Origin of the sequence: Salarchaeum sp. III (genome assembly GCF_036418315.1) — an archaeon.
In the GTDB taxonomy this organism is placed as follows: Archaea; Halobacteriota; Halobacteria; order Halobacteriales; family Halobacteriaceae; genus Salarchaeum.
This window is the reverse complement of the sequence record NZ_JAZHPG010000027.1, coordinates 721,945-741,846: the sequence shown is the minus strand read 5'-3', so window position 1 is coordinate 741,846 and position 19,902 is coordinate 721,945. Positions and strand designations below refer to the sequence as shown.

The 19,902-nt window shown below is 68.6% G+C and carries 27 protein-coding genes; 13 read left to right on the top strand and 14 right to left on the bottom strand.

Annotated elements, in window-relative coordinates; translation table 11 throughout:
* Positions 1-154 precede the first annotated feature (154 nt).
* Both U3A55_RS14790 and U3A55_RS14785 read left to right on the top strand, forming a co-directional pair.
* The gene (locus U3A55_RS14790; protein ID WP_330992264.1) at positions 155-796 is read left to right on the top strand and encodes a metallophosphoesterase family protein; all 642 of its coding nucleotides are present in this window, start codon (positions 155-157) and stop codon (positions 794-796) included.
* A gap of 29 nt (positions 797-825) precedes the next feature.
* On the top strand, positions 826-1,323 hold the full coding sequence (locus U3A55_RS14785) for a LabA-like NYN domain-containing protein (protein WP_330992263.1): 498 nt from the start codon (positions 826-828) through the stop codon (positions 1,321-1,323).
* Here U3A55_RS14785 and U3A55_RS14780 read toward each other — a convergent pair.
* Positions 1,320-1,502: a hypothetical protein gene (locus U3A55_RS14780; protein ID WP_227260514.1), complete on the bottom strand. Its 183-nt coding sequence runs from the start codon at positions 1,500-1,502 to the stop codon at positions 1,320-1,322. The genes U3A55_RS14785 and U3A55_RS14780 overlap by 4 nt on opposite strands.
* Positions 1,503-1,587: 85 nt before the next feature.
* Here U3A55_RS14780 and U3A55_RS14775 point away from each other — a divergent pair, with 85 nt between their 5' ends.
* From U3A55_RS14775 to U3A55_RS14765, 3 genes are all read left to right on the top strand, one after another.
* Positions 1,588-2,046, top strand: coding sequence for a PUA domain-containing protein (locus U3A55_RS14775; protein ID WP_330992262.1), 459 nt, complete (start codon positions 1,588-1,590; stop codon positions 2,044-2,046).
* A 102-nt stretch (positions 2,047-2,148) separates the two neighbouring features.
* Positions 2,149-2,535: a nascent polypeptide-associated complex protein gene (locus U3A55_RS14770; RefSeq protein WP_330992261.1), complete on the top strand. Its 387-nt coding sequence runs from the start codon at positions 2,149-2,151 to the stop codon at positions 2,533-2,535.
* Positions 2,532-3,251 carry a tRNA (adenine-N1)-methyltransferase gene (locus U3A55_RS14765; protein ID WP_442978309.1) on the top strand — a complete coding sequence of 240 codons (720 nt, stop codon included), beginning with the start codon at positions 2,532-2,534 and terminating at the stop codon, positions 3,249-3,251. The genes U3A55_RS14770 and U3A55_RS14765 overlap by 4 nt, the downstream gene beginning before the upstream one ends.
* 184 nt (positions 3,252-3,435) lie before the next feature.
* Here the strand turns inward: U3A55_RS14765 and U3A55_RS14760 are convergent, their stop codons facing one another.
* The 4 genes from U3A55_RS14760 to U3A55_RS14745 form a co-directional block, all read right to left on the bottom strand.
* Positions 3,436-5,187 (bottom strand): acyl-CoA carboxylase subunit beta, encoded by a 1,752-nt coding sequence (locus U3A55_RS14760; RefSeq protein WP_330992260.1) that lies wholly within the window; start codon positions 5,185-5,187, stop codon positions 3,436-3,438.
* 72 nt (positions 5,188-5,259) lie between these two features.
* On the bottom strand, positions 5,260-5,859 hold the full coding sequence (locus tag U3A55_RS14755) for a GAF domain-containing protein (RefSeq protein ID WP_330992259.1): 600 nt from the start codon (positions 5,857-5,859) through the stop codon (positions 5,260-5,262).
* Positions 5,860-6,017: 158 nt separating this feature from the next.
* Positions 6,018-6,863 carry a class 1 fructose-bisphosphatase gene (locus tag U3A55_RS14750; protein ID WP_330992258.1) on the bottom strand — a complete coding sequence of 282 codons (846 nt, stop codon included), beginning with the start codon at positions 6,861-6,863 and terminating at the stop codon, positions 6,018-6,020.
* Positions 6,863-7,651: a class I fructose-bisphosphate aldolase gene (locus tag U3A55_RS14745; RefSeq protein ID WP_330992257.1), complete on the bottom strand. Its 789-nt coding sequence runs from the start codon at positions 7,649-7,651 to the stop codon at positions 6,863-6,865. The genes U3A55_RS14750 and U3A55_RS14745 overlap by 1 nt, the downstream gene beginning before the upstream one ends.
* Positions 7,652-7,743: 92 nt before the next feature.
* On the opposite strand from U3A55_RS14745, the gene U3A55_RS14740 reads away from it, so the two are divergent.
* Genes U3A55_RS14740 through U3A55_RS14730 form a run of 3 tightly spaced genes read left to right on the top strand, consistent with a single transcriptional unit; the run spans position 7,744 to position 9,151 of the window.
* On the top strand, positions 7,744-8,037 hold the full coding sequence (locus U3A55_RS14740; RefSeq protein ID WP_330992256.1) for a hypothetical protein: 294 nt from the start codon (positions 7,744-7,746) through the stop codon (positions 8,035-8,037).
* A gap of 48 nt (positions 8,038-8,085) precedes the next feature.
* Positions 8,086-8,946, top strand: coding sequence for a 3-hydroxyacyl-CoA dehydrogenase family protein (locus tag U3A55_RS14735; protein ID WP_330992255.1), 861 nt, complete (start codon positions 8,086-8,088; stop codon positions 8,944-8,946).
* Between the two features lie 31 nt (positions 8,947-8,977).
* The gene (locus tag U3A55_RS14730; protein WP_330992254.1) at positions 8,978-9,151 is read left to right on the top strand and encodes a hypothetical protein; all 174 of its coding nucleotides are present in this window, start codon (positions 8,978-8,980) and stop codon (positions 9,149-9,151) included.
* A gap of 3 nt (positions 9,152-9,154) precedes the next feature.
* Here the strand turns inward: U3A55_RS14730 and U3A55_RS14725 are convergent, their stop codons facing one another.
* Entirely contained in the window at positions 9,155-10,195 is a 1,041-nt protein-coding gene (locus U3A55_RS14725) for a phytoene/squalene synthase family protein (protein WP_330992253.1), read from the bottom strand.
* A gap of 89 nt (positions 10,196-10,284) precedes the next feature.
* Here U3A55_RS14725 and U3A55_RS14720 point away from each other — a divergent pair, with 89 nt between their 5' ends.
* Positions 10,285-11,415 (top strand): acyl-CoA dehydrogenase family protein, encoded by a 1,131-nt coding sequence (locus U3A55_RS14720; protein WP_330992252.1) that lies wholly within the window; start codon positions 10,285-10,287, stop codon positions 11,413-11,415.
* Positions 11,416-11,479: 64 nt separating this feature from the next.
* Here U3A55_RS14720 and U3A55_RS14715 read toward each other — a convergent pair whose 3' ends face one another.
* The 3 genes from U3A55_RS14715 to U3A55_RS14705 all read right to left on the bottom strand — a co-directional run bounded on the left by U3A55_RS14715 (position 11,480) and on the right by U3A55_RS14705 (position 12,915).
* Complete coding sequence (locus U3A55_RS14715) at positions 11,480-11,794, bottom strand: AzlD family protein (protein ID WP_330992251.1); 315 nt, start codon at positions 11,792-11,794, stop codon at positions 11,480-11,482.
* A complete protein-coding gene (locus tag U3A55_RS14710) occupies positions 11,787-12,530 on the bottom strand; it encodes an AzlC family ABC transporter permease (protein WP_330992250.1) in 744 nt (247 codons plus the stop codon). The genes U3A55_RS14715 and U3A55_RS14710 overlap by 8 nt, the downstream gene beginning before the upstream one ends.
* A gap of 79 nt (positions 12,531-12,609) precedes the next feature.
* Complete coding sequence (locus U3A55_RS14705) at positions 12,610-12,915, bottom strand: winged helix-turn-helix domain-containing protein (RefSeq protein WP_330992249.1); 306 nt, start codon at positions 12,913-12,915, stop codon at positions 12,610-12,612.
* A 100-nt stretch (positions 12,916-13,015) separates the two neighbouring features.
* Here U3A55_RS14705 and U3A55_RS14700 point away from each other — a divergent pair, with 100 nt between their 5' ends.
* The 3 genes from U3A55_RS14700 to U3A55_RS14690 all read left to right on the top strand — a co-directional run bounded on the left by U3A55_RS14700 (position 13,016) and on the right by U3A55_RS14690 (position 15,040).
* On the top strand, positions 13,016-13,291 hold the full coding sequence (locus U3A55_RS14700; RefSeq protein WP_330992248.1) for a DUF7111 family protein: 276 nt from the start codon (positions 13,016-13,018) through the stop codon (positions 13,289-13,291).
* Between the two features lie 223 nt (positions 13,292-13,514).
* Positions 13,515-14,681 (top strand): thiolase domain-containing protein, encoded by a 1,167-nt coding sequence (locus U3A55_RS14695; protein WP_330992247.1) that lies wholly within the window; start codon positions 13,515-13,517, stop codon positions 14,679-14,681.
* A complete protein-coding gene (locus tag U3A55_RS14690) occupies positions 14,678-15,040 on the top strand; it encodes a Zn-ribbon domain-containing OB-fold protein (protein ID WP_330992246.1) in 363 nt (120 codons plus the stop codon). The genes U3A55_RS14695 and U3A55_RS14690 overlap by 4 nt, the downstream gene beginning before the upstream one ends.
* Here the strand turns inward: U3A55_RS14690 and U3A55_RS14685 are convergent.
* The 3 genes from U3A55_RS14685 to U3A55_RS14675 are packed head-to-tail and all read right to left on the bottom strand — an operon-like array spanning position 15,017 to position 17,360.
* On the bottom strand, positions 15,017-15,952 hold the full coding sequence (locus U3A55_RS14685; protein WP_330992245.1) for an alpha/beta fold hydrolase: 936 nt from the start codon (positions 15,950-15,952) through the stop codon (positions 15,017-15,019). The genes U3A55_RS14690 and U3A55_RS14685 overlap by 24 nt on opposite strands.
* 25 nt (positions 15,953-15,977) lie before the next feature.
* The gene (gene meaB / locus U3A55_RS14680; RefSeq protein ID WP_330992244.1) at positions 15,978-16,946 is read right to left on the bottom strand and encodes a methylmalonyl Co-A mutase-associated GTPase MeaB; all 969 of its coding nucleotides are present in this window, start codon (positions 16,944-16,946) and stop codon (positions 15,978-15,980) included.
* Complete coding sequence (locus U3A55_RS14675) at positions 16,947-17,360, bottom strand: cobalamin B12-binding domain-containing protein (RefSeq protein WP_330992243.1); 414 nt, start codon at positions 17,358-17,360, stop codon at positions 16,947-16,949.
* A gap of 128 nt (positions 17,361-17,488) precedes the next feature.
* On the opposite strand from U3A55_RS14675, the gene U3A55_RS14670 reads away from it, so the two are divergent.
* Positions 17,489-18,088 (top strand): DUF420 domain-containing protein, encoded by a 600-nt coding sequence (locus U3A55_RS14670; protein ID WP_330992242.1) that lies wholly within the window; start codon positions 17,489-17,491, stop codon positions 18,086-18,088.
* 135 nt (positions 18,089-18,223) lie between these two features.
* On the opposite strand, the gene U3A55_RS14665 is transcribed toward U3A55_RS14670, so the two are convergent.
* Entirely contained in the window at positions 18,224-18,970 is a 747-nt protein-coding gene (locus U3A55_RS14665; protein WP_330992241.1) for an ABC transporter permease, read from the bottom strand.
* Entirely contained in the window at positions 18,967-19,893 is a 927-nt protein-coding gene (locus tag U3A55_RS14660; protein WP_330992240.1) for an ABC transporter ATP-binding protein, read from the bottom strand. Before U3A55_RS14660 ends, U3A55_RS14665 begins: the two co-directional genes overlap by 4 nt.
* Positions 19,894-19,902: the final 9 nt, after the last annotated feature.

Below are 19,902 nucleotides of genomic sequence, written 5' to 3'. Positions count from 1 at the left end.
CGCTCCCCGCCGCGGACGACCGAGTGGAGCGCGCGTGGCACATACTCCAGTTTGGGGGTTGGGGTCGTAAAGCGTTGTCGCCGTTCGCAACCTCTGCCGTCCGCGGAGCGCTGCCGCCCGGGTTTATGTGTCCCGCGGCCCGACCGTGACGTGAATGCTCGTTCTCGGAGACGCACACGCGAACGAACCCGACCGGCGCCAGGCGCTCCTCGCCGCGTACCGCGCGAGCGACGCCGACGTGGCGCTCCAGGCCGGCGACCTCTTCTACTACCGACTGCCGATACAGACGTACTTCATCGCGGGGAACAACGAGGACTTCGACGTCATCGACGCGCTCCGCCACGGCCGCATCGAGAGCGACCGCGTGAAGAACGCGCGACTGCTCGCGAGCGACGCCGTCGACGTGCAGGGACTCCGAGTCGCCGGACTATCCGGGAACTACGCGCCGTCCCGGTACAACTACGCCCGCCGCGACCTCCGCGACGACCGCCGCCGGCACTTCGTCCGCGAGGACGTCGCCGCCGCGAAAGAACTGGCGGGCGTGGACGTCCTGTTGACGCACGAAGCGCCACACGGCGCGCCGGTCGACGAGGAGTACGACGTGGGTTGTCAGTACATCGACGAACTCCTCGACGCGCTCGAACCCGACCTCTGCCTCGTCGGCCACCACCACCAACACACGGAATCGACGTACGGCCCGACGCGAGTCGTCACGCTCGCACCTGCGTGGGAGTCGTACTACGACCTCGACCCCGACACGCTCTCCCTCACTCGGTTCGGGACGCCGGACGCGTAGTTTTTAGGACTGGCCGGCACAGACCCGGTATGACGGATATCCACGACGACCAGCGCGTCGCCGTGCTGGCGGACGCGCAGAACCTCTATCACTCCGCGCACAGCCGGTACTCGCGGAACGTCGACTACGAGAGCCTCCTCTCGGAAGCCGTGCAGAACCGCCGACTCACGCGCGCCATCGCGTACGTCATCCGCGCCGACAGCCCGAACGAGGAGTCCTTTTTCGACGCGCTCGTCGACATCGGGTTCGAGACGAAAATCAAGGACATCAAGACGTTCGGCGACGGGTCGAAGAAGGCCGACTGGGACGTGGGGATGAGCCTCGACGCCGTCACGCTCGCCGACCACGTCGACACCGTCGTGCTCTGCACGGGCGACGGCGACTTCTCCCGATTATGCAGTCACCTCCGCCACGAGGGCGTGCGCATCGAAGTGATGGGGTTCGCGTCGAGCACCGCGGACGAACTCAAGGAGAGCGCGGACGCGTTCGTCGACCTCGGCGACCGCGAGGACACGTTCCTGCTCTAGACGGAGCGCCCGCCTTCGCTCGTCCCCATGAGGAGGCTGCCGGCCGCGAGGAGCATGGTGGAGAGCGCGGCGATACCGAGCGAGACGGCACCGCCGTTCCAGTTGATGCCGGTCCAGAGGATGAGGACGGTTCCGACCGCGAGGAGCGCGCCGCCGGAGAGGACTTTCTGGTTTGCCATCGTAGCTATGGGTTCTCCCGCGGGCCATATAAGCCATTCTCCATCGGTTCGACGGGGTTTTGCGGGTCGCGGCCCCTGAACGGGTATGGACGAGTTCGCGGTGCTGCGGCGGATGGCGGTCTACCAGTTCGGTCGCGGAGCGGACGACGCGCTGTTCCCGGACGGCGAGGAGTTCCGCGTGGAGCGCTCGGCATCCGGGCGGCCGCGGCAGGTCGTGAGCGATAACGGCCGCCTCGTCTCCGTCGGGATGGACGGCCGGTTCACGCTCGGCCTCGCGGGCGGCCGCCGGCTCTACGACGCAATCGACGGCTACCGCGTGACCGTCGGCGACGAGAGCGAGCCGTTCGTCCGCGACGGCCGGAACGTCTTCGCGAAGTTCGTCGACGAAGCGGACGACGCCATCCGCCCCGAGGACGAGGTCGTCGTCGAACACGAACGCGGCGAAGTCATCGCCGTCGGTCGCGCGGAACTCGACGCACAAGGTATGCTGGACTTCGACTCCGGGATGGCGGTGAAAGTCAGAGAGGGTGCAGGCGGCGACTAAGCGGCCGCGGGGAGGGAGTGGGGGCGCGGACCGCGACGAGTGACCGCGTGTTCTGCGGTCGGACCCGCCATGTTTTTTGCCGCGCGGCGTGACTCTCTGGGTATGTTTGGAGGAGGTGGCGGAATGAATCCGCGGAAGATGGAACAGATGATGGAACAGATGGGGATCGATACGGAGACTATCGACGCCGAAGAGATCGTCATCCGAACCGCAGACGGGACGGAGCTCGTGTTCACGGACGCCGACGTGACGCGTATCGACGCGCGCGGCCAGGAGACCTACCAGGTCATCGGCGAACCCGAGGAGCGCGAGAGCACCGCTGGCGAAGTCGAGTCCGGCGAGGCCGAGTCGGCGGGCGAATCCACGGGGATTCCGGACGACGACGTCGAGCTCGTCGCGGCCCGTGCGGGCGTGAGCGCGGAGGAAGCGCGTGCGGCGCTCGAAGCGACCGGCGGCGACCTCGCGGCTGCGATTGACCGCGTAGAGTGATACTGGTCGTTCGGGGCGACCGCGAATTCCTCTGTGAACCCGGGGAGGAGGTCCACACGGACCTCGGCGTCCTCCACCTCGCCGAGGACGTGGAACCGGGGGACACCGTCGAGTCCCATCTCGGCGAGGAGTTCCGGGTGCGCGCCCTCCGCGGCCCCGACCTCTTCGACCACCTCGAGCGCACGGGCGCGCCGATGATGCCGAAGGACATCGGCCTCGTAATCGGCCATACGGGTGCGGCGCGCGGTGACCGCGTGCTCGACGCCGGCACGGGGACGGGCGTGCTCGCCGCCTACCTCGGGCGCCTCGGCGCGACCGTCACGACGTTCGAACGAAAGGAGGAGTTCGCCGAGGTCGCCCGCGAGAACATGGAACTCGCGGACGTGGACGACACCGTCGACGTGCGAACCGGCGACCTCACGGACGAACTCGACGAACTGGACGAGTTCGACCTCGTGACGCTCGACACGCCGAACGCGCCCGAACTCGTCGAGCGCGTTCCCAACCATCTCGCCGGCGGCGGGTTCCTCGCCGTCTACTCGCCGTTCGTCGAGAACGCCCGCGAGTGCGAACTCGCCGCGCGCGACGCCGGCCTCGTGGAAGTCGAAACCCGCGAGACCATCCAGCGCCGCATGGACTTCGACGACCGCGGCAGCCGACCCAGCACGGCCGGCGTCGGCCACACTGGCTACCTCCTGTTCGCCCGGAAACCGTAGGCAGGTGGCGGACGGCAGACTGTGCATTCCCGCGCGAACGGAGTGAGCGCGACACTTTTTAGTCCAGGTTTTTGCTCCGAGCGGTTTGGTTCGAGAGAGCTTCGCTCTCTCGTCATCACGAAAGAGCGCTTTGCGCTCTTTCGAACGACGCCAGCGGCGAACCCGAGGAGGAAAAACGTGGGGTCTAGATGATGGTGCCGTGTTTCTTGTCCGGGACGTCTTTCTCGACGGTTTCGTAGAAGTCGAAGCGGTTGGTGAGTTCGTCGCGGAGGGTGCTGGGCGGGACGATGTCGTCGATGACCACGTCGCTCGCCATCCGGTGCACGTCGATGTCCTCGCGGTATTCTTCGCGGAGTTCCTGTTCGCGTTTCTCGCGTTCCTCCTCGTCTTCGATGTCGTTGAGTTTGTTCGCGTAGACGGCGTTGATGGCGGCTTCGGGACCCATGATGGCGATTTCGCCGGACGGGAGTGCGATGGTGGATTCGGGGTCGTAGGCGGGGCCGCTCATCGCGTAGATGCCGGCGCCGTAGGCCTTCCGGACGACGACGCACTGCTTGGGGACGGTAGCGGCGGAGGTGGCGTAAATCATCTTCTTGCCCTTCTCCAGGATGGCCTCCTTCTCGACGCCGGAGCCGGCCATGAAGCCGGGCGTGTCGGCGAGGTAGAGGAGGGGGATGTTGTAGGCGTCGCAGGTCCAGACGAACTCGGCGGCCTTCTCGGCGGCGTCCGGGAAGATTGCGCCCGCGCGCTCTGCGGGCTGGTTCGCGACGATACCGACGGGGCGGCCGTCGACGCGCCCGAACCCGGTGAGGATTTCCTTCCCGTAGGACTCCTTGAGTTCGAAGAAGCTCCCGGCGTCAACGACGCGGTCGATGACGTCGTGCATGTCGTACGCGCGGTTCGGGGCGTCGGGGATGACCGCGTCGATGCCCTTCGGGGACTTCGCGGGCGGCTTCCCGTCTGTCTGCGGTGGTTTCTCGTCGCTGTTGTTCGGGAGGTAGGAGGTGAGTTGCGCGACGAGTTCGCGGGCGTGTTCCTCGTCCTCGGCGACGAGGTCCGCGCTCCCGGACTCCTCGGCGTGCATGCGCGCTCCGCCGAGTTCCTGCATGTCGATGTCCTCGCCGGTCACCATCTGCACCATCCGCGGGCTGGCGATAGCCATCGCGCTCATTCCCTCCACCATCACGGTGAAGTCCGCGAACACGGGCGTGTAGGCCGCGCCGGCGATACACGGCCCGTACAGCACGCAGATCTGGGGGACGCGTCCCGAGAGCTGGGAGTGGTTATAGTAGTACTTCCCGATGCCCTCGCGGTTCGCGAAGAACCCGGACTGCTGGTCGATGCGGCCGCCGGAGGAGTCCATCAGGTAGAGCACGGGCTTCCCGGTCTTGAGCGCGCGCTGCTGCATCCGGAGGAACTTCTCCACGCCCTTCTCCGCCATCGACCCCGCCTTCACGGTGAAGTCGTTCGCCATGAAGTGGAGGTCGCGGCCCTCGAACTCCGCCGCGCCCGTGATGAGTCCGTCCGCGGGCAACTGGTCCTCTGAGTCCCACTCGGCGAACTTCCCGTCCTCGAACAGAATGCCGTCATCGCCGTCGCCGGACTCCGTCCGGCTGCCAGCCGAGCTCTGCTCGGCGTTGAACCAGAGGTCGAGACGGTCGCGGACGAACAGTTTCCCCTGCTCGGAGAGGCGTTCTTTGTACTTCTCCGGGCCGCCGTCGAGGATTTCTTCGATTTCGTCCCACAGCTGTTCTTCGCGCTCGGTGGGTTCGTACTCCTGTTCTGGTTCCGACTCGTCGGGCCCGTCGCGGGTCGCGGCGGGTGTGTCGCTCTCCCCCACGAAGACCTCGACGTCGTCCCGGTAGTGTTCGGCGAGCGCGGCGGCCACCGCCGCCGCCTCCTCGGCGGTAGCGTTTGCACCGATACGAACCTTCATACTGGCCCGTTCGTCGAACCGGCTTGAAACAGTTTCCCCTTACGCGCCCCGGCGTTCGACGTGCGAGACGACCTAGTCCGCGAACCACGAGAGGGCGCGCTCGTCGTCGCCGCCGAACTCGCGCGGTTCGGAGTCGAGCACGCACACCATCCCGAGACGGTGGCCGTCCGAGGTGGTGAGGGGCGCGCCGGCGTACGCCGCGGGGTCGAAGCCGTCGAGCGGATTGCTGGGGAACCGAACGTCGGCGTCGAGGTCGGGGATGCAGACCGGGCCGTCGGCGAGCAGTCCGTGCGCGCAGACGGCGTCGGCGCGCGAGATGTCGGCGAAGTCGGCGCCGTCGACGCCGAGGAAGCGCTCGGTGTCCGCGTCCAGCACGCCGACGAACCCCACGTCGGCGTCGAGGGATTCGCGGACCGCGACGGCGAGCGCGTCGAGGTGTGCGGCGAGCGCGGGCGTCGAGAAGTCGTAGCGGGCGAGGGCGTCCAACCGCGCGGGTTCGCCGACCGGAATCGGGAACGCGCGGGCGTCGTGGCCAGCGGCGTCGCGGATCGCGGCGGCGAGACGCGCGTGACTGTCCGGTACGTCCGCGTCCACGACGGCAGCGGCGCCGGCGGGACCGGTACCGTAGCCGACCGCGGGCGCGTCCACGGAGAGCGTGGAGTCGTCGCTCACGGCGACCGCGTCGGGCGAGTCGTCGACGAGCGTGAAGGACGCGTTTCGGCTGAGCCACGCTCGCGCGTCCTCGCGGAGGGCGACCGGTCGAACCCGTGTCGGGGGACGTGTCGATGGGATACCAGTACTCGGGGTGGGTCGCTAAAGAAAATGTCGGCCTACAGCGATTCGACGCGCTCGACGTACGCGTCGTCCCCGACGAACACGGGCGTGCGCTGGTGGAGGCGCGTGGCGGGAACGTCGAGAAGGCTTCGCTCGCCGTCGGTGGACGCGCCGCCCGCGGCTTCCACGACGTACGCGATTGGCGCGCCCTCGAAGAGGAGGCGGAGTTTGCCCTCGGGGCGGTCGCGGAGGCCCGGGTAGCCGAAGATACCGCCGTACGTCAGCACCTGGCTCACGTCGGCTATCATCGCGCCGCCGTACCGGAGTTTCAGTTCGTCCTCGACCTCGCGGACGAACGCCTCGAAGTCGTCGGTCCAGTCGGGGACGCGGCCGCCGAACCCGTACACCGTCGGGTCCTCGGGGAGTTCGACGGCCCCCACGTCGCGGGGCGTGCCGTCCTCCACGACGTACTCGGTCGCCGTCGCGTCACTCGCCGGACGTCCCGCAGCGCCCTCCGCGACGACCATCGTCGTGATGGGGCCGTAGAGCACGAACCCGGCGGCGACGAGGCCGGTGCCGGATGCGGGGAGCGGCGCGTCGTACACGCCGACGACGGTCCCCATCGGGTTGTTCGACTTGAGGTTCGAGGAGCCGTCGAGCGGGTCCACCGCGACGGAGACGCCGTCGCCGGCGTCCACCACGTCGTCGCGCTCCTCGCTCGCGTACGCGCCGACGGAGTCGAGCGCGGTGAGGCGTTCTTCGAGGAGTTCGTCCGCCCACACGTCCGCGGCGAGCTGGGTCTCCCCGCTCGCGTTCTCCTCGTCGGTCTTTCGGCGGCGTCCCGGGAGGCCGGCGCGGATGTCGGGCACGGCCGCCGCGACCGTCTCGAAGACCTCGTGCATCAGAGGTAGTCGAGCGCCTCGTCGACGCTCGCTTCCTCGAAGATGACGGCTTCGAGCGCGTCCAGCATCTCCCGGGGGTTCTCGCGCTGGAAGACGTTCCGCCCGACCGCGAGACCGACCGCGCCGGCGTCGATGGCGTCCGAAACCGTGGTGAGGAAGTCCTCGTCGCTCGTCTTCGACCCGCCGGACATCACGACCTTCGTCGGCCCCGCGGCGTTCACGGCGTGCTCCATCGCCTCCTTGCTCCCGGGGTACTTGACCTTCGCCACGTCAGCGCCGAGTTCGAGCGCCTGCCGCGCCGCGTACGCGATGGTTCCCGGCGACGTGTCGTTCTTCAGGCCCTGGCCGCGCGGGTACGACCACATCACGACGGGAAGGTCGTGCTCGCGCGCTTTCTCCTGAGCGTCCCGGAACTCCTCGGCCATCTCGATTTCGTTGTTCGACCCGCCGTACAGCGTGAAACCGACGGAGGACGCGCCGAGTTCGGCGGCGTAGTCCACGCTGCAGTTGACGGCGGAGTCGGGTTCGCCCATCCAGAGGTTCGACGTGCCGTTCAGCTTCAGGAGGAGGTTCACGTCGTCGTACTGGTCGGCGTAGGCCTCCGCGACGCCCTTCTGCACCGCGAATCCCGTAACGGCGTCGTGGGTCGCCACGTCCCAGACTGTCTCGGGGTCCATCGTCTCCGGCACGTCCTCGAAGTCGACCGGGCCGTGTTCGAGGCCGTGGTCGTACGCGAGGATGAGTACTTTGCCGTCACGCGAGAGGGGTGTGTCGTCGAACGGTCGCATACGCGAGTCTCCGGCGCGCCCGACTATAAAACCAGTCAAGACGCACGCGCCCGACCCAATCTTTTTTATCCGATACGTGAAACGTTCGAATAATGCCCTCCAATAGCCTCCCCGACTCGATCATCGGCCGTCTACGATGGGCGCTCGGTGAGAGCCTCGTCGTCGCTGGAATCTTCGCGTTCTGGATACTGCTCGCCCCCGCTCTCAACACGGCCCTTGGCCTCCTCACACGCGTGCTCGCGGCCCTCGACGTGCACGCGGTTTACTTGCTTGACGACCTCACGGTTCTGTGGCCGACCGTCGTCCCGCTCGCATTCGTCACGGCCGTACTCTACACGGTCGTTCGCGCCGGAACGCTCCTCATCGACCACTACCGGAACGAGTGAGCGGACGACTCCGCTACCTTTAGGCACGACTCGCGTCGAGAACGCGATATGCGTGGATTCGACGAGATAGAGACCGTCGGCGTGGTCGGCGCGGGAACGATGGGGAGCGGTATCGCGCAGGTCGCGGCGACGCACGGCTACGACGTGGTGATGCGGGACGTGGAGGAGGACTTCGTGGAGTCCGGGTTCGACACCATTCGGGACAGCCTCGCGCGGTTCGTGAAGAAGGAGAAGCTCACCGAGGACGAATCCGACGGTATCGTGGAGCGCATCACGGGAACGACGGCGCTCGACGACCTCGCGGACGCCGACTTCGTGGTGGAGGCCGCGGTGGAGAACATGGATATCAAACAGGACATCTTCGCGGACCTCGACGCGACCGTGGACGAGGACGTGGTGCTCGCGACGAACACCAGCACGCTCTCCATCACCACCATCGCGGCCGCGACGGACCGCCCGAGCCAGGTGGTCGGCCTGCACTTCATGAACCCCGTGCCAGTGATGAAAGGCGTCGAGGTCGTCGCGGGCGAGAAGACCGACGACGACGTGACCGCGTTGGCCCACGAGTTCGCGGAGTCCCTGGAGAAGGAGACCTGGGAGTCCGACGACAAACCCGGGTTCGTCTCCAACCGCATCCTGATGCCGTGGATAAACGAGGGCGTCCGCGCGCTCGACGAGGGCGTCGCCACGAAGGAGGACATCGACACGGGCATGAAACTCGGCACGAACGTCCCGATGGGCCCGCTCGAACTCGCCGACCACATCGGCCTCGACGTCTGTCTGAACGCGACGGAGACCCTCCACGACGAACTCGGCGACCGCTACAAGCCCGCCTACCTCCTCAAGCGAAAAGTGGACGCGGGCGACCTCGGGAAGAAGACCGGGAAGGGATTCTACGAGTACGACTAGATTTTTCGGGGACGCTCGACGAGACTAGCGTATGCGACGCACCTCCGTCCTCACCACGATGGTCGCCGCGGCCTGTTTCGCGTTCGGCCTGTACGCCTACCTCGTGCTCGGATGGCGGTTCGACGGCGGCGGAAACACGATAGGAACGGTCGTCGGCGCGGCGGTGGCGGTCGGCGCGGTCGCGCTCACGCTGCTGCGGTGGTAGGACTCAGTACGTGTAGGGACTGTCGGCGATGTCGTCACGCAGCCGGTCGAGGTCGTCGCGGCGGACGCCGTCGCTGAACCGCTGGATGAGCGAGAACACTTCCGCTTTCGAGACCTTCGCGTCGCCGGTGCGGAGCACGTCCCGAGGGCGCTGGCGGAGTTCGCGCATCGTGCCGACGGCGAGCAGGTAGGGGATGGCCCACGCGGCGAGCGTGTTCCCGTACTTGAGCGGGAGGTGTTCGAGGTAGGTCTGCGCGCCGTCGGTGTAGCCGTCCGCGTGCCCGACGAGGCGCTCGATGACGTCCGCGACCTCGGCCTCGTTCTCGGGGTCGTTCACGGCGTTCTGGTCGATACCGGCCTCGGCGAGCCACTCCGCGGGGAGGTAGACGTTGTCCTCGCTCTCGTAGTCGTCCCGCACGTCCTTCGCGACGTTCACGAGCTGAAGGAGGAGCGCGAAGTCCTCGGCGTTCTCACGGAGCACTTGCTCGCGCTCGGGGGACGTGTGGCGGACGAGGAGGTTCGTCACGAGGTCGCCGACGGTACCGGCGGCGTACCAGCAGTACTCTTCGAGTTCCTCCACGGAGTGGATGCGGAGGCCGCCGGTGTCGGCGTGGCGCGCGACGAACTCCGCCATCCCCTCGACGAGTTCGCGGACGGGCGGCAGCATCGCCTCGCGGTCCGCGGCGGGCAAGCCCTCGAACGCGGCGACGGCGCGGTCGGCGTTCGCGACCACGTCCCAGTCGGCGTTCCGGTCGGCGGGCACCCACGGTGCGACCGCGTCCGCGAACTCCGCGACCGTCGTTTCGCTCGCGGGGTCGAGCGTGTCCGCGTACGTCCGGAGGACGGCGGCCTTCTCGCTCGCGGGGATGTGGCCGGCGTCCTCGACGGTGTCCGCGACCCGACACAGGAGGTAGCCGACGCAGATTCGGGACGCCATCGGCTCCTCCAGCACGTCGACGGTGATGGCGAAGGTTCTCGAAACACCGTCGACTGCGTCGAAACACCACGCCACCTCGGCTGTTCGGCCGCTCGCACGCTCGCGCATTACCCCCATAGACGGGCCGCAGAACCGAAAAGCCACCGGGCGAGACCGACGAACGGAACCCCTAAGGATTGACACCCGAACGCTAGCGTATGGATTTCAGCCCGAGCGCGGAGCAACAGCAGATCCGGGAGATGGTCGCGGAGTTCGTGGACGAGGAAGTGAAGCCGCGCGCGGCGGAGATAGACGAGACGGACGAGGTGCCGTGGGACCTCATCTCCGAGATGGGCGACCTCGGCCTGATGGGGATGCCGTTCCCCGAGGAGTACGACGGCGCGGGCCTCGACTACCACTCCTACGCGCTCGCGCTCGAGGAGATAGCGCGCGGCAGCGGCGGTCTCGGTACGATTGTCGCGGCGCACACGAGCCTCGCGGGGAACGTCGTCTACCACTACGGCGACGACGACCAGGTCGAAGAATACCTGCCGGCGATGAACCGCGGGGACGAACTCGGGGCGTTCGCGCTCTCCGAGCCCGGCGCGGGAAGCGACGTGCCCGCGATGCAGACCACGGCGGAGAAGGAGGGCGACGAGTACGTCGTGAACGGCGGGAAGCTCTGGATTTCGAACGGCTCGGTCGCCGGCACGGTGACGCTGTTCGCGAAGACCGGCGAGGAGGAGATTTCGACGTTCGTCGTCCGCCCCGAGGAGGACGACGGTTTTTTCGTCGAAGGCACGGAGGACAAACTCGGCGATAAGGGCTGTCCGACCGCCGAACTCCGGTTCGACGAGATGCGCCTCCCCGAGAACCGCCTGCTCGGCGAGGAAGGGGACGGCTTCCGGCACGCCCTCGAAACCCTGAACGGCGGCCGCATCACCATCGCCGCGCGCTCCATCGGCATCGCGCGCGCCGCCCTCGAAGACTCGCTCGCGTACGCGCAGGACCGCGAGCAGTTCGACCAGCCCATCAGCGAGTTCCAGGCCATCCAGCACAAGCTCGCGGACATGGACACGAAAGTCGAGTCCGCCCGGATGCTCATGCACAAGGCCGCGGACAAGAAAATCCGGGGCGAGGACTACATCAAGGACGCCGCGCAGGCGAAGCTCTACGCGAGCGAAATCTCGCGGGAAGTCGCGAACGAAGCCATCCAGATTCACGGCGGCTACGGCTACACCAAGGACTTCGACGTGGAGCGCTACTACCGCGACGCCAAACTCAACGAAATCTACGAGGGCACGAGCGAAATCCTCCGGAACACCATCGCGCGGCAGCTACTGGAGTAGCGCGCTCGGGGATTCGCCGGTCCCTGGTGGACTCTCCGCGGGGCGAGTGCGCTCGGCTCCCGGACTACAGCGCGTTTCTGAGTGCGAGTACGGTGCCGACGCCGACGGCGAGCGACAGCAACAGGTTCCCGGATTTCCGGGCGACGGCGAGCGTGGCGGCGCCCGCGAGCCACTCGGGCGGGCCACCGCGGGCGAGCGCGGGGGCGACGTACGCGACGACGACGGCGCCGGGGAGCGCGTCGACGCCCGCTTCAGCGCGCTCCGAGAGGTCGAAGCGCCCGACGAGCCAGAGCCCACTCGCTTTCGTGGCGTACGTGACGGCCGCCATCCCGAGGACGACGGTGACCGTCAGGGGGTCGAGCGCGAGCGCGTCAGGCATCGTGGGTCACCACCTCGACGAGGGCGCCGGCGAGCGCGCCGCCGACGACGTACCACTTGCCGGGGAGGACGGCGGACGCGGCGATCGCGACCCCGGCGGCGGCGAGCCACGGCCGGAGCGACGCCTCGCCCTCCCAGAGCCCCGCGGCGAGCGTGAGGAAGACGGCGGTGACGACGAAGTCGAGGCCCCAGCGCGCCGGGTCGCCGACGAGGTCGCCGGCCGTCGCGCCGACGACGGTAGCGGCGACCCAGAGCACCCAGATGGCGAGGCCGCTCCCGAGGAGGAACGCGCCCCGCGTGCTCCCGTCCCGGAGTTCGGCGACCGTGAGCGCCCAGTTCTCGTCGGCGGTGAAGAAGGCGCTGCCGTAGGCTTCGACGGGCGAGAGGTCGCGGAACCACGGGCGGAGCGCGGCGCCCATCAGGACGTACCGGAGGTTCACGACGGCGGTGGTGGTGAGGACGGCGGCGACCGGGACGGGGTCGCGCCACAGTTCGACGGCGAGCAGTTGCGCGGCGCCCGCGAGCACGGTGGCGCTCATCAGCGCGGCCTCGGCGACGCTGAGGCCGGCGCGCGCCGCGAGCACGCCGAACACGACGCCGTAGCCCGCGACGCCGACGGCCACGGGGAGGCCGGCGACGAACCCCTCTCGGACGCCCGCGAGCGAGAACGACAGGGACTGCTGGCGCTGGGCGTCACTCGTCGGCGTCGGTTCGGCGGTCGCGTCGGCGTCAGCCACGGCGCTCGCTCACCCGGTCTGGCATCGCTACGGTGACAGGGCCGGCACCGACGTAAGGGTTCGGAGAACGCGCGTTCCCCTATCGGGTGGCGGCGTCGAGCGCGGCGACGAGCGTCTCGCCGCGGTCGGTGAGCGCGTAACCGTCGTCGCCATCCGCGAGGCAGTCGTCGAGGCGGCGGAGGTGGTAGTTCAGGCGGCCGTTGTCCTCAACGCCGGCGGCGTCCCGCAACTCGGAGTACGCGAGCGGGCCGTCGGCGTCGGCGAGCGCGCCGAGAACCGCGGCGCGCGTCGGGTCCGAGAGCGCGTCGAAGGCCTTACTGGCGGCCGCGAAGTCGGTGTCGCCGTCCGCGTCGCCGTCCGGCCACGTCCAGTGTGGAATCGCCATCCGTCGCCCGTGGCTTCGACGCGAGCGACAATAAGTCCGGGCGAACCGGCGAGGCCGCGAACCCGGCCCGTTTTTGGCCGCGCCGTCCGAAGGTCCGGCGATGACCGAGGAGACCGCGGAGGCCGACGGCGTCACGGCTCGCTACTTCGAGACGGAGACCGAGCGCGTCCTCGAATTCGAGAAGGGCGGGCACACCGCCGCCATCGCCCAGAACATCGAGGGGTACGCGATGCTGAAAGTCCGCCCGACCGCGGACGGCGACGAACTCGAACGCTACTACGGCTTCGACATGGCGCTCGACCACGCCGCCGAACTCCTCCACGCCGACCCCACCGACCTCCCCGTCCCCGAGCGCGCAGACGACATGGGGATGTGAACGCACCTTTTTTCGCTTCGGGTCGCGCGAAGCGCGACCGCTCAGCCAAAAAATCTGCACCAAAAAACACCGCGAGCGCCGGCGGCGCTCGCGGTTCAAGTCAGTTCCGCACTGCCAGCCCCCGGATACTCGACTCCGCCACCGCGAACGCGTGTTTCGTCAATCGTCGAGTTCCTTCGCCGGTTTCGCGCGGTTTTTACAGGCGGTATCTGTATGGGCGTGTATGACAGACCCCCGGGTCGCGGGTGTGGGACTCACTCACTTCGGGTCGCATCCCGCGCGGACGAGTCGTGACCTCTTCGCGGAGGCCGGGTTGGCGGCGCTGGACGACGCCGGCGTCGACCCCGCGGACGTGGAGGGCGTGTTCTACGGGAACTTCATGGGCGAGATTTCGGAACATCAGGGCCACCAGGGGCCGCTGATGGCGGAGGCTATCGGCGTGGACGCGCCGGCGACGCGCTACGAGTCGGCGTGCGCGTCCAGCGGCGTGGCGCTCCGGCAGGCCGTCCGCGACGTGCGGAACGGCGAGGCGGACGTGCTCGTCGTCGGCGGCGCGGAACGCATGACGAACCTCGACACCGAGGAGACGACGGAAGCGCTCGCCATCGCGGCGGACGACCTCTACGAGGTGCGCGCGGGCCTGACGTTCCCGGGCGCGTACGCGCTGATGGCGGCCGCGTACTTCGACGAGTACGGCGGACGCCGGGAGGACCTCGCGGAAATCGCGGTGAAGAACCACGCGAACGCCGTGGGGAACGAGCACGCGCAGTTCCAGCGCAAAATCACGGTCGAGGACGCGCTGGACGCACCGATGGTCGCCGACCCGCTCGGCCTGTACGACGCGTGTCCCATCACGGACGGCGCGAGCGCCGCGGTGCTCGTGAGCGAGTCCTACGCGGAGGAACACGACCTGGACGCGGGCGTCGCCGTCACGGGAACGGGCCAGGGCGGCGACAAGATGGCGCTCCACGACCGGGACGCGCTCGCGCGCACGCCGGCCGCGAGCGACGCCGCGGACGAGGCGTTCTCGGACGCCGGCATCAGCACCGGCGATGTGGACGTAGCGGAGGTTCACGACTGCTTCACCATCGCCGAGGTTCTCGCGCTCGAAGGCATGGGCTTCTTCGACGCGGGCGAGGGCATCCGGGCGGCCGCGGACGGCGTCACCACGCGCGACGGCGACCTTCCGGTGAACCTCTCCGGCGGTCTGAAGGCGAAAGGCCATCCGGTCGGCGCGACCGGGGTCAGCCAGCTCGCGGAGCTCACCAGTATTCTCCGCGGCGACCACCACAACAGCGAGCACGTCTCCGACGCCCGCGTGGGCGTCGCGCACAACGCGGGCGGCACGGTCGCATCGGCGACTGTTCACGTGTTGGAGGTCAGAGAATGAACGACGGACACGACGAGTTCCTCGACGCGCTGGAATCGGGCGACGGCTACTACCTCGAATGCGAGAACGGCCACGGGAGCCTGCCGCCGCGCGTGGTCTGCCCGCACTGCGGCGACCGCGACCTCACCGAGACCGCGCTCCCCGACACCGGGAGTATCGACTCCTACACGGTGGTGCACGTGCCGACGCCGGCGTTCGCGGACGAAGCGCCGTACGTGACGGCGGTCGCGGACTTCGGGCGGGTGCGGTTGACGGGCCGCGTGCTCGCGGACGAGGACGCGGTGGAAATCGGCGACACGGTGGCTGTGTCGGTCGGCGGCGCGGACGAGTCGCGGTCAGTCGTCTTCGAGCCGCGGTAGTTCGCGCGAGAGCGCGGAGAGGAACACGTCGGGGTGTTCCGCGTGCGGCGTGAGTCGCGCCTCGTTCACGACGACGAGGCGCGTATCGCCTTCTTCTGCGAGCCGTCGGCCCTCGGTGAGCGTGGTGAGTTCGGCTTCCCGACCCCAGACGAGCGTGACGGGCGCGTCGAGGTCGACGAGTTGACTCCCCAAATCGACGACGGGGTCGAGGTAGCCGCCGACGAACGACGCGGGCGCGAACCGCGCGTTCTCCTGGTGGCTCGTCCGCCACTGGTAGTCCACGGTGTCCGAATCGACGTTCTGCGGGTGGTAGTAGGCGTCGCGCTGGTCGAAGTACTCCAGGCTCGGCTTGGAGACGAGGAGGTTGAACAGGCCGGTGCCGACGACGGGCGCGCGGAAGAGCCCGCGGAGCCAGGGACGCTCGACGGTGGTGTCGGCAGCCGGGCAGACGAGGACGAGCCGGGAGAAGTCGACGCTGTCCGCGGCGATGGCGGCGTGCGCGCCGGAGAGCGAGGACGCGAGACAGACGGCGTTCTCGGTGCGGTCGCGCGCGAAGTCGCGGACGAACGACTCGTAGAGGTCGGTCGTGTACGCGACGGCGGGACGGTCGCTCCGCCCGAACCCAGGGAGGTCGGGCGCGAGAACGTGGTACTCCTCGGCGAGTCGGTCCGCGATGCCGCGGAATTCGTGGGTGCTCGCGGCCCCGTGAATCCCGTGGAGGAGGAGCACGTCGGGGTCGTTCGGGTCGCCGCGTTCGGTGTACGCGATATCGAACCCGCGCCAGCGATACGTGTGCTGGTCGCCGTCCAGTCCGGGGTGGAGGGTGCCGGCGCGCGCGGTGAGAAGCCGATTCACAGCCGCCGTGCCGGCGATACCGCCGGCTGTACCGGCGAGGAGTCTGCGGAGACGCATACGAGAAATGGGGGTCGGGAGTCGCTTAGTCGTTGTGTCGGAGCGCCTCGCGGAACGGTTCGAGCACGTCGTCCGCCACAGAGTACGGGTCGGTCTCCCGCTCGACGACGCGCTCGACGAGGTCGTCGATGCCGCCGCGGCGCTCGACTTCCGCCTCGACGAGCGCGCCAGCGTCGTTCCGCAGGAGCGTGCGAATCTCCTCGGCGGTGCGCTTTCGCTCCAGTTCGTCGCGTTTTCCTGTTTCGTCCAGCCAGTCGGCGTGCGCGTCGAACACGGAGAGGAGTTCGTCGACGCCCTCGCCCGTGTTCGCGACCGTCTCCACGATGTCGGCCTCCCAGTCGCCGTCCTCGCGGTCGCGCATCTCCAGCATCCCGCGGAGCTCCTGGACTGTTTTATCGCTCCCGGCGAGGTCGGCCTTGTTCACGACGAACACGTCCCCGATTTCGAGGATGCCGGCCTTGAGCATCTGCACGTCGTCGCCGCTGCTCGGCGGGACGAGCACGGCGACCGTGTCCGCGGTCTTCACGATGTCGACCTCGTTCTGGCCGGCGCCAACGGTCTCGATGAGGATTTTGTCCTTTCCGAACGCGTCGAGCGCCTTCACGGCGTCCGACGTGGCGGTGGAGAGGCCGCCGAGGGTGCCGCGCGCGCTCATCGACCGGAAGAACACGTCCATGTCGCCGACGTTCGACCCCATCCGGATGCGGTCGCCGAGCACGGCTCCGCCCGAGAACGGACTGGACGGGTCGACGGCGATGATGCCGACGGTGAGGCCGCGGTCGCGGTACTCGGCCGCGAGTTTGTCGACGAGCGTGGATTTCCCGGCGCCGGGGCTGCCGGTGATGCCGATGACGTCCGCGTGACCGGTGTGCTCGTGGAGCGCGGCGACGATGTCGCGGTAGCCTTCGCTGCGGTTCTCTATCTTGGTGATGGCGCGAGCGAGCGCACGGTGCTTCCCGTCGAGGAGGTCCGCGACCAGTTCAGGGGGAGCCATCTAGCGTTCGGGCGCGTGGTCGCGGATGAACTCGATCGTCTCTTCCATCGGCGTGCCGGGGCCGAAGATGGCGTCGACGCCGGCGTCTTCGAGGTCGGCGCGGTCCTCGTCGGGGATGATGCCGCCGACGAGGACGAGCGTGTCCTCGAACGCGCCGTACTCCTCTAAGCCCTCGATGACTTTCGGAACGAGCGTGTTGTGCGCGCCGGAGAGGATGCTGATGCCGATGACGTCCACGTCCTCCTGGACTGCCGCCTGCACGATGTCCTCGGGTGCCTGGTGGAGGCCGGAGTAGATGACCTCGAACCCGGCGTCGCGGAAGGCGCGCGCGATGACGTGCGCGCCGCGGTCGTGCCCGTCGAGCCCGACTTTCGCGACGAGACAGCGGATTTTGCGTTCCGAACTCTCGCTCATGTCCCGACACTCGCTGGAAGCGGGTTTCACTCTAACGGAACCCTATTACACCTTAATTGTACTTGGGAAACCATAGTTGTGGTCGGGAAAGCGAAACACCGTAGACGCCACCCCCTGAACACCCACGTATGGCAGGCTTCCGCGACTGGGCCCGGGAGAACCCGCGCACGCTCACCATCGCCCTCTCGATTCTGGGGTACGCGCTCGTGTTCGGGGCGTTCGGCGGCGTCCTCCCCGTCCCCAAAATCGGGAAGGGAACGGTCGACCTGTTCAGTCACCTCATCGCCGGCATCAACACGCTCGCGCTGAGCGCGCTCCTCCTCGGCGTCTACCTCGTGAAACAGCGCCGCCTCCGCCAGCACCGCGCCGCGATGCTCACCGCGTTCACGCTCATCATGGCGTTCCTCGTGCTCTACCTCTGGAAGGTCGGCGGCGGCTACGAGAAGGAGATCGTCATCCGGCAGGGCCAGTTCCTCGCGAACTACGAGACCGTCGTGCACGGCGCGTACCTCTTGATGCTCGCTATTCACATCGTCCTCTCCGCCGTCTCCGTCCCCGTCGTCCTGCACGCGGTCGTGCTCGGCCTCACGCAGCCCATCGACCGACTCGGCGACACCCTCCACCCCCGCGTGGGACGCATCGCCGCGGCGGCGTGGTCGCTCAGCCTCTTCCTCGGCGTCGTCACGTACTGGATGCTGAACCACGTCTACTCCGCTGTCCCGCGGTAGCTGTCGCTCGCGAGTTGTTAGAGTAGACGGGGTAGGTCAGCCGGTGCGTGGCCCGCGAGGCGGGCTGAAAGGTGACCGACGGACCGTGCCGTCTACTGTATTCTGGGTGTGTGCGACGGATAACCCCTCCGATACCTAGTTCTCGCGCCACGGGAGCGCGTACACGCCGACGGCGAACGAGAGCGCCGCGAGCGCGAGCACGACGGCGAATTCCGGGACGGGACTGCCGCCGGTGTAGGTGGCGGCGCGGACGCCCCTGGCGAAGTACGTGAGCGGACTGAGGTTCAGGAGCGGAACGAACCACTCGGGGAGCGCCGCGGGACTGACAAACGTATCGGAGAGGAAGAGGAGGGGGAGGGCGACGCCGTTCGACATGGAGATAGCGCCGTCCTGGGAGTCCGCGAGACTGCCGAGCACCGCGCCGAGCCCGCAGAACAGCACCGAGGCCGTGGGGACGAACGCGACGAGCCACGGGCTGAGTGTGAAGTCGGCACCGGTGACGGCGAGCGCGCCCACGAGCACCGTGCAGGCGACGGCGATGAGCGCGACGTTCACGAGCGTGTGCGCCGCGAGCCACTCCCAGGGACGAAGTGGGGTCGTGGAGAGCTTCTCGAAGCGCGCGCCCTCGCGGTGCCGGGCGACCGTACTTCCCAGCCGGGAGAGCGGCGTGAACAGCACGACGACCGCGAGGTAGGCGGGGACGTAGTAGCCGGGCGACTGCGAGAAGAGCCCCGTGCCACCGCCCCCGGTGCGCACCAGCCCGGCGAAGATGACGATGAGCAGGACGGGGAAGAAGAACGTGAAGAACACCGCCGTCCGCCGCCGCAGGAAGGACTTGAGGGAGGCGCGCGCCTCCGACGCGACGCGGGCGAGCGACCTCATCGCTCCACCTCCGCGTCGGCCGCACGTCCGTCCACTGCGTCCGTGTCGTCGGCGAGCGCGAGGTAGACGTCTTCGAGGTCGGTTTCGCGCCACTCCACCGCGTCGAACGCGAGGCCGCGGGACTCGAAGGCGTCGACGACGCGGCCGATGTCGGTCGCGGGGACGCCCTCGAACACGACGCCGGTGTCGGTGTCGCGGGGCGCGAAGTCGCTGTCCGCGAACGCGTCGCTCGCGGCGTCGGTTTCGACGACGACCCGGCTTTCGCCGCCGTACTCGTCGACGAGGCTCTCGGGGTCGCCCTCCGCGACGAGACGACCGTCAGCGAGCAGGCCGACGGTGTCCGCGAGGCGCTCGGCTTCCGCCATGTAGTGCGTCGTCAGGAAAATCGTGGTGCCGGCGTCCGCGAGGTCCTCGAAGACGCGCCAGAGGTCGCGGCGGCCGGCGGGGTCGACACCCGTGGTCGGTTCGTCCACGAACAACACGTCGGGGTCGTTCACGAGCGCGCACGCGACGGCGGTGCGGCGCTGCTCGCCCCCGGAGAGGTCGCCGTACCAGGTTTCGGTATCCGGCTCGACGCCGACCTCCCGGAGGGCGTCCGCGGGGTCGCGGGCGTCCTCGTAGAGGCCGGCGTAGTACGCGACGAGTTCGCGGGGTGTGAGGCGGTCCGGCGGGTCGAACGACTGCGGGAGCAGGCCGAGGCGTTCGCGGCCCGACTCGCGGGGCGACTCCCCGAGCAGCGACACCGACCCGTCGTCGGGCGTGGCGGTGCCGGTGAGACACCGGACGAGCGTCGTCTTCCCCGCGCCGTTCGGGCCGATGAGCGCGAACACGTCGCCCGCGGGCACGGCGAGGGTGACGCCGGCGAGCGCGCGCGTCCCGTCGTACGACTTCGACACGTCGTCCGCGGCGACGACCGGTTCCATGCGCGAGGC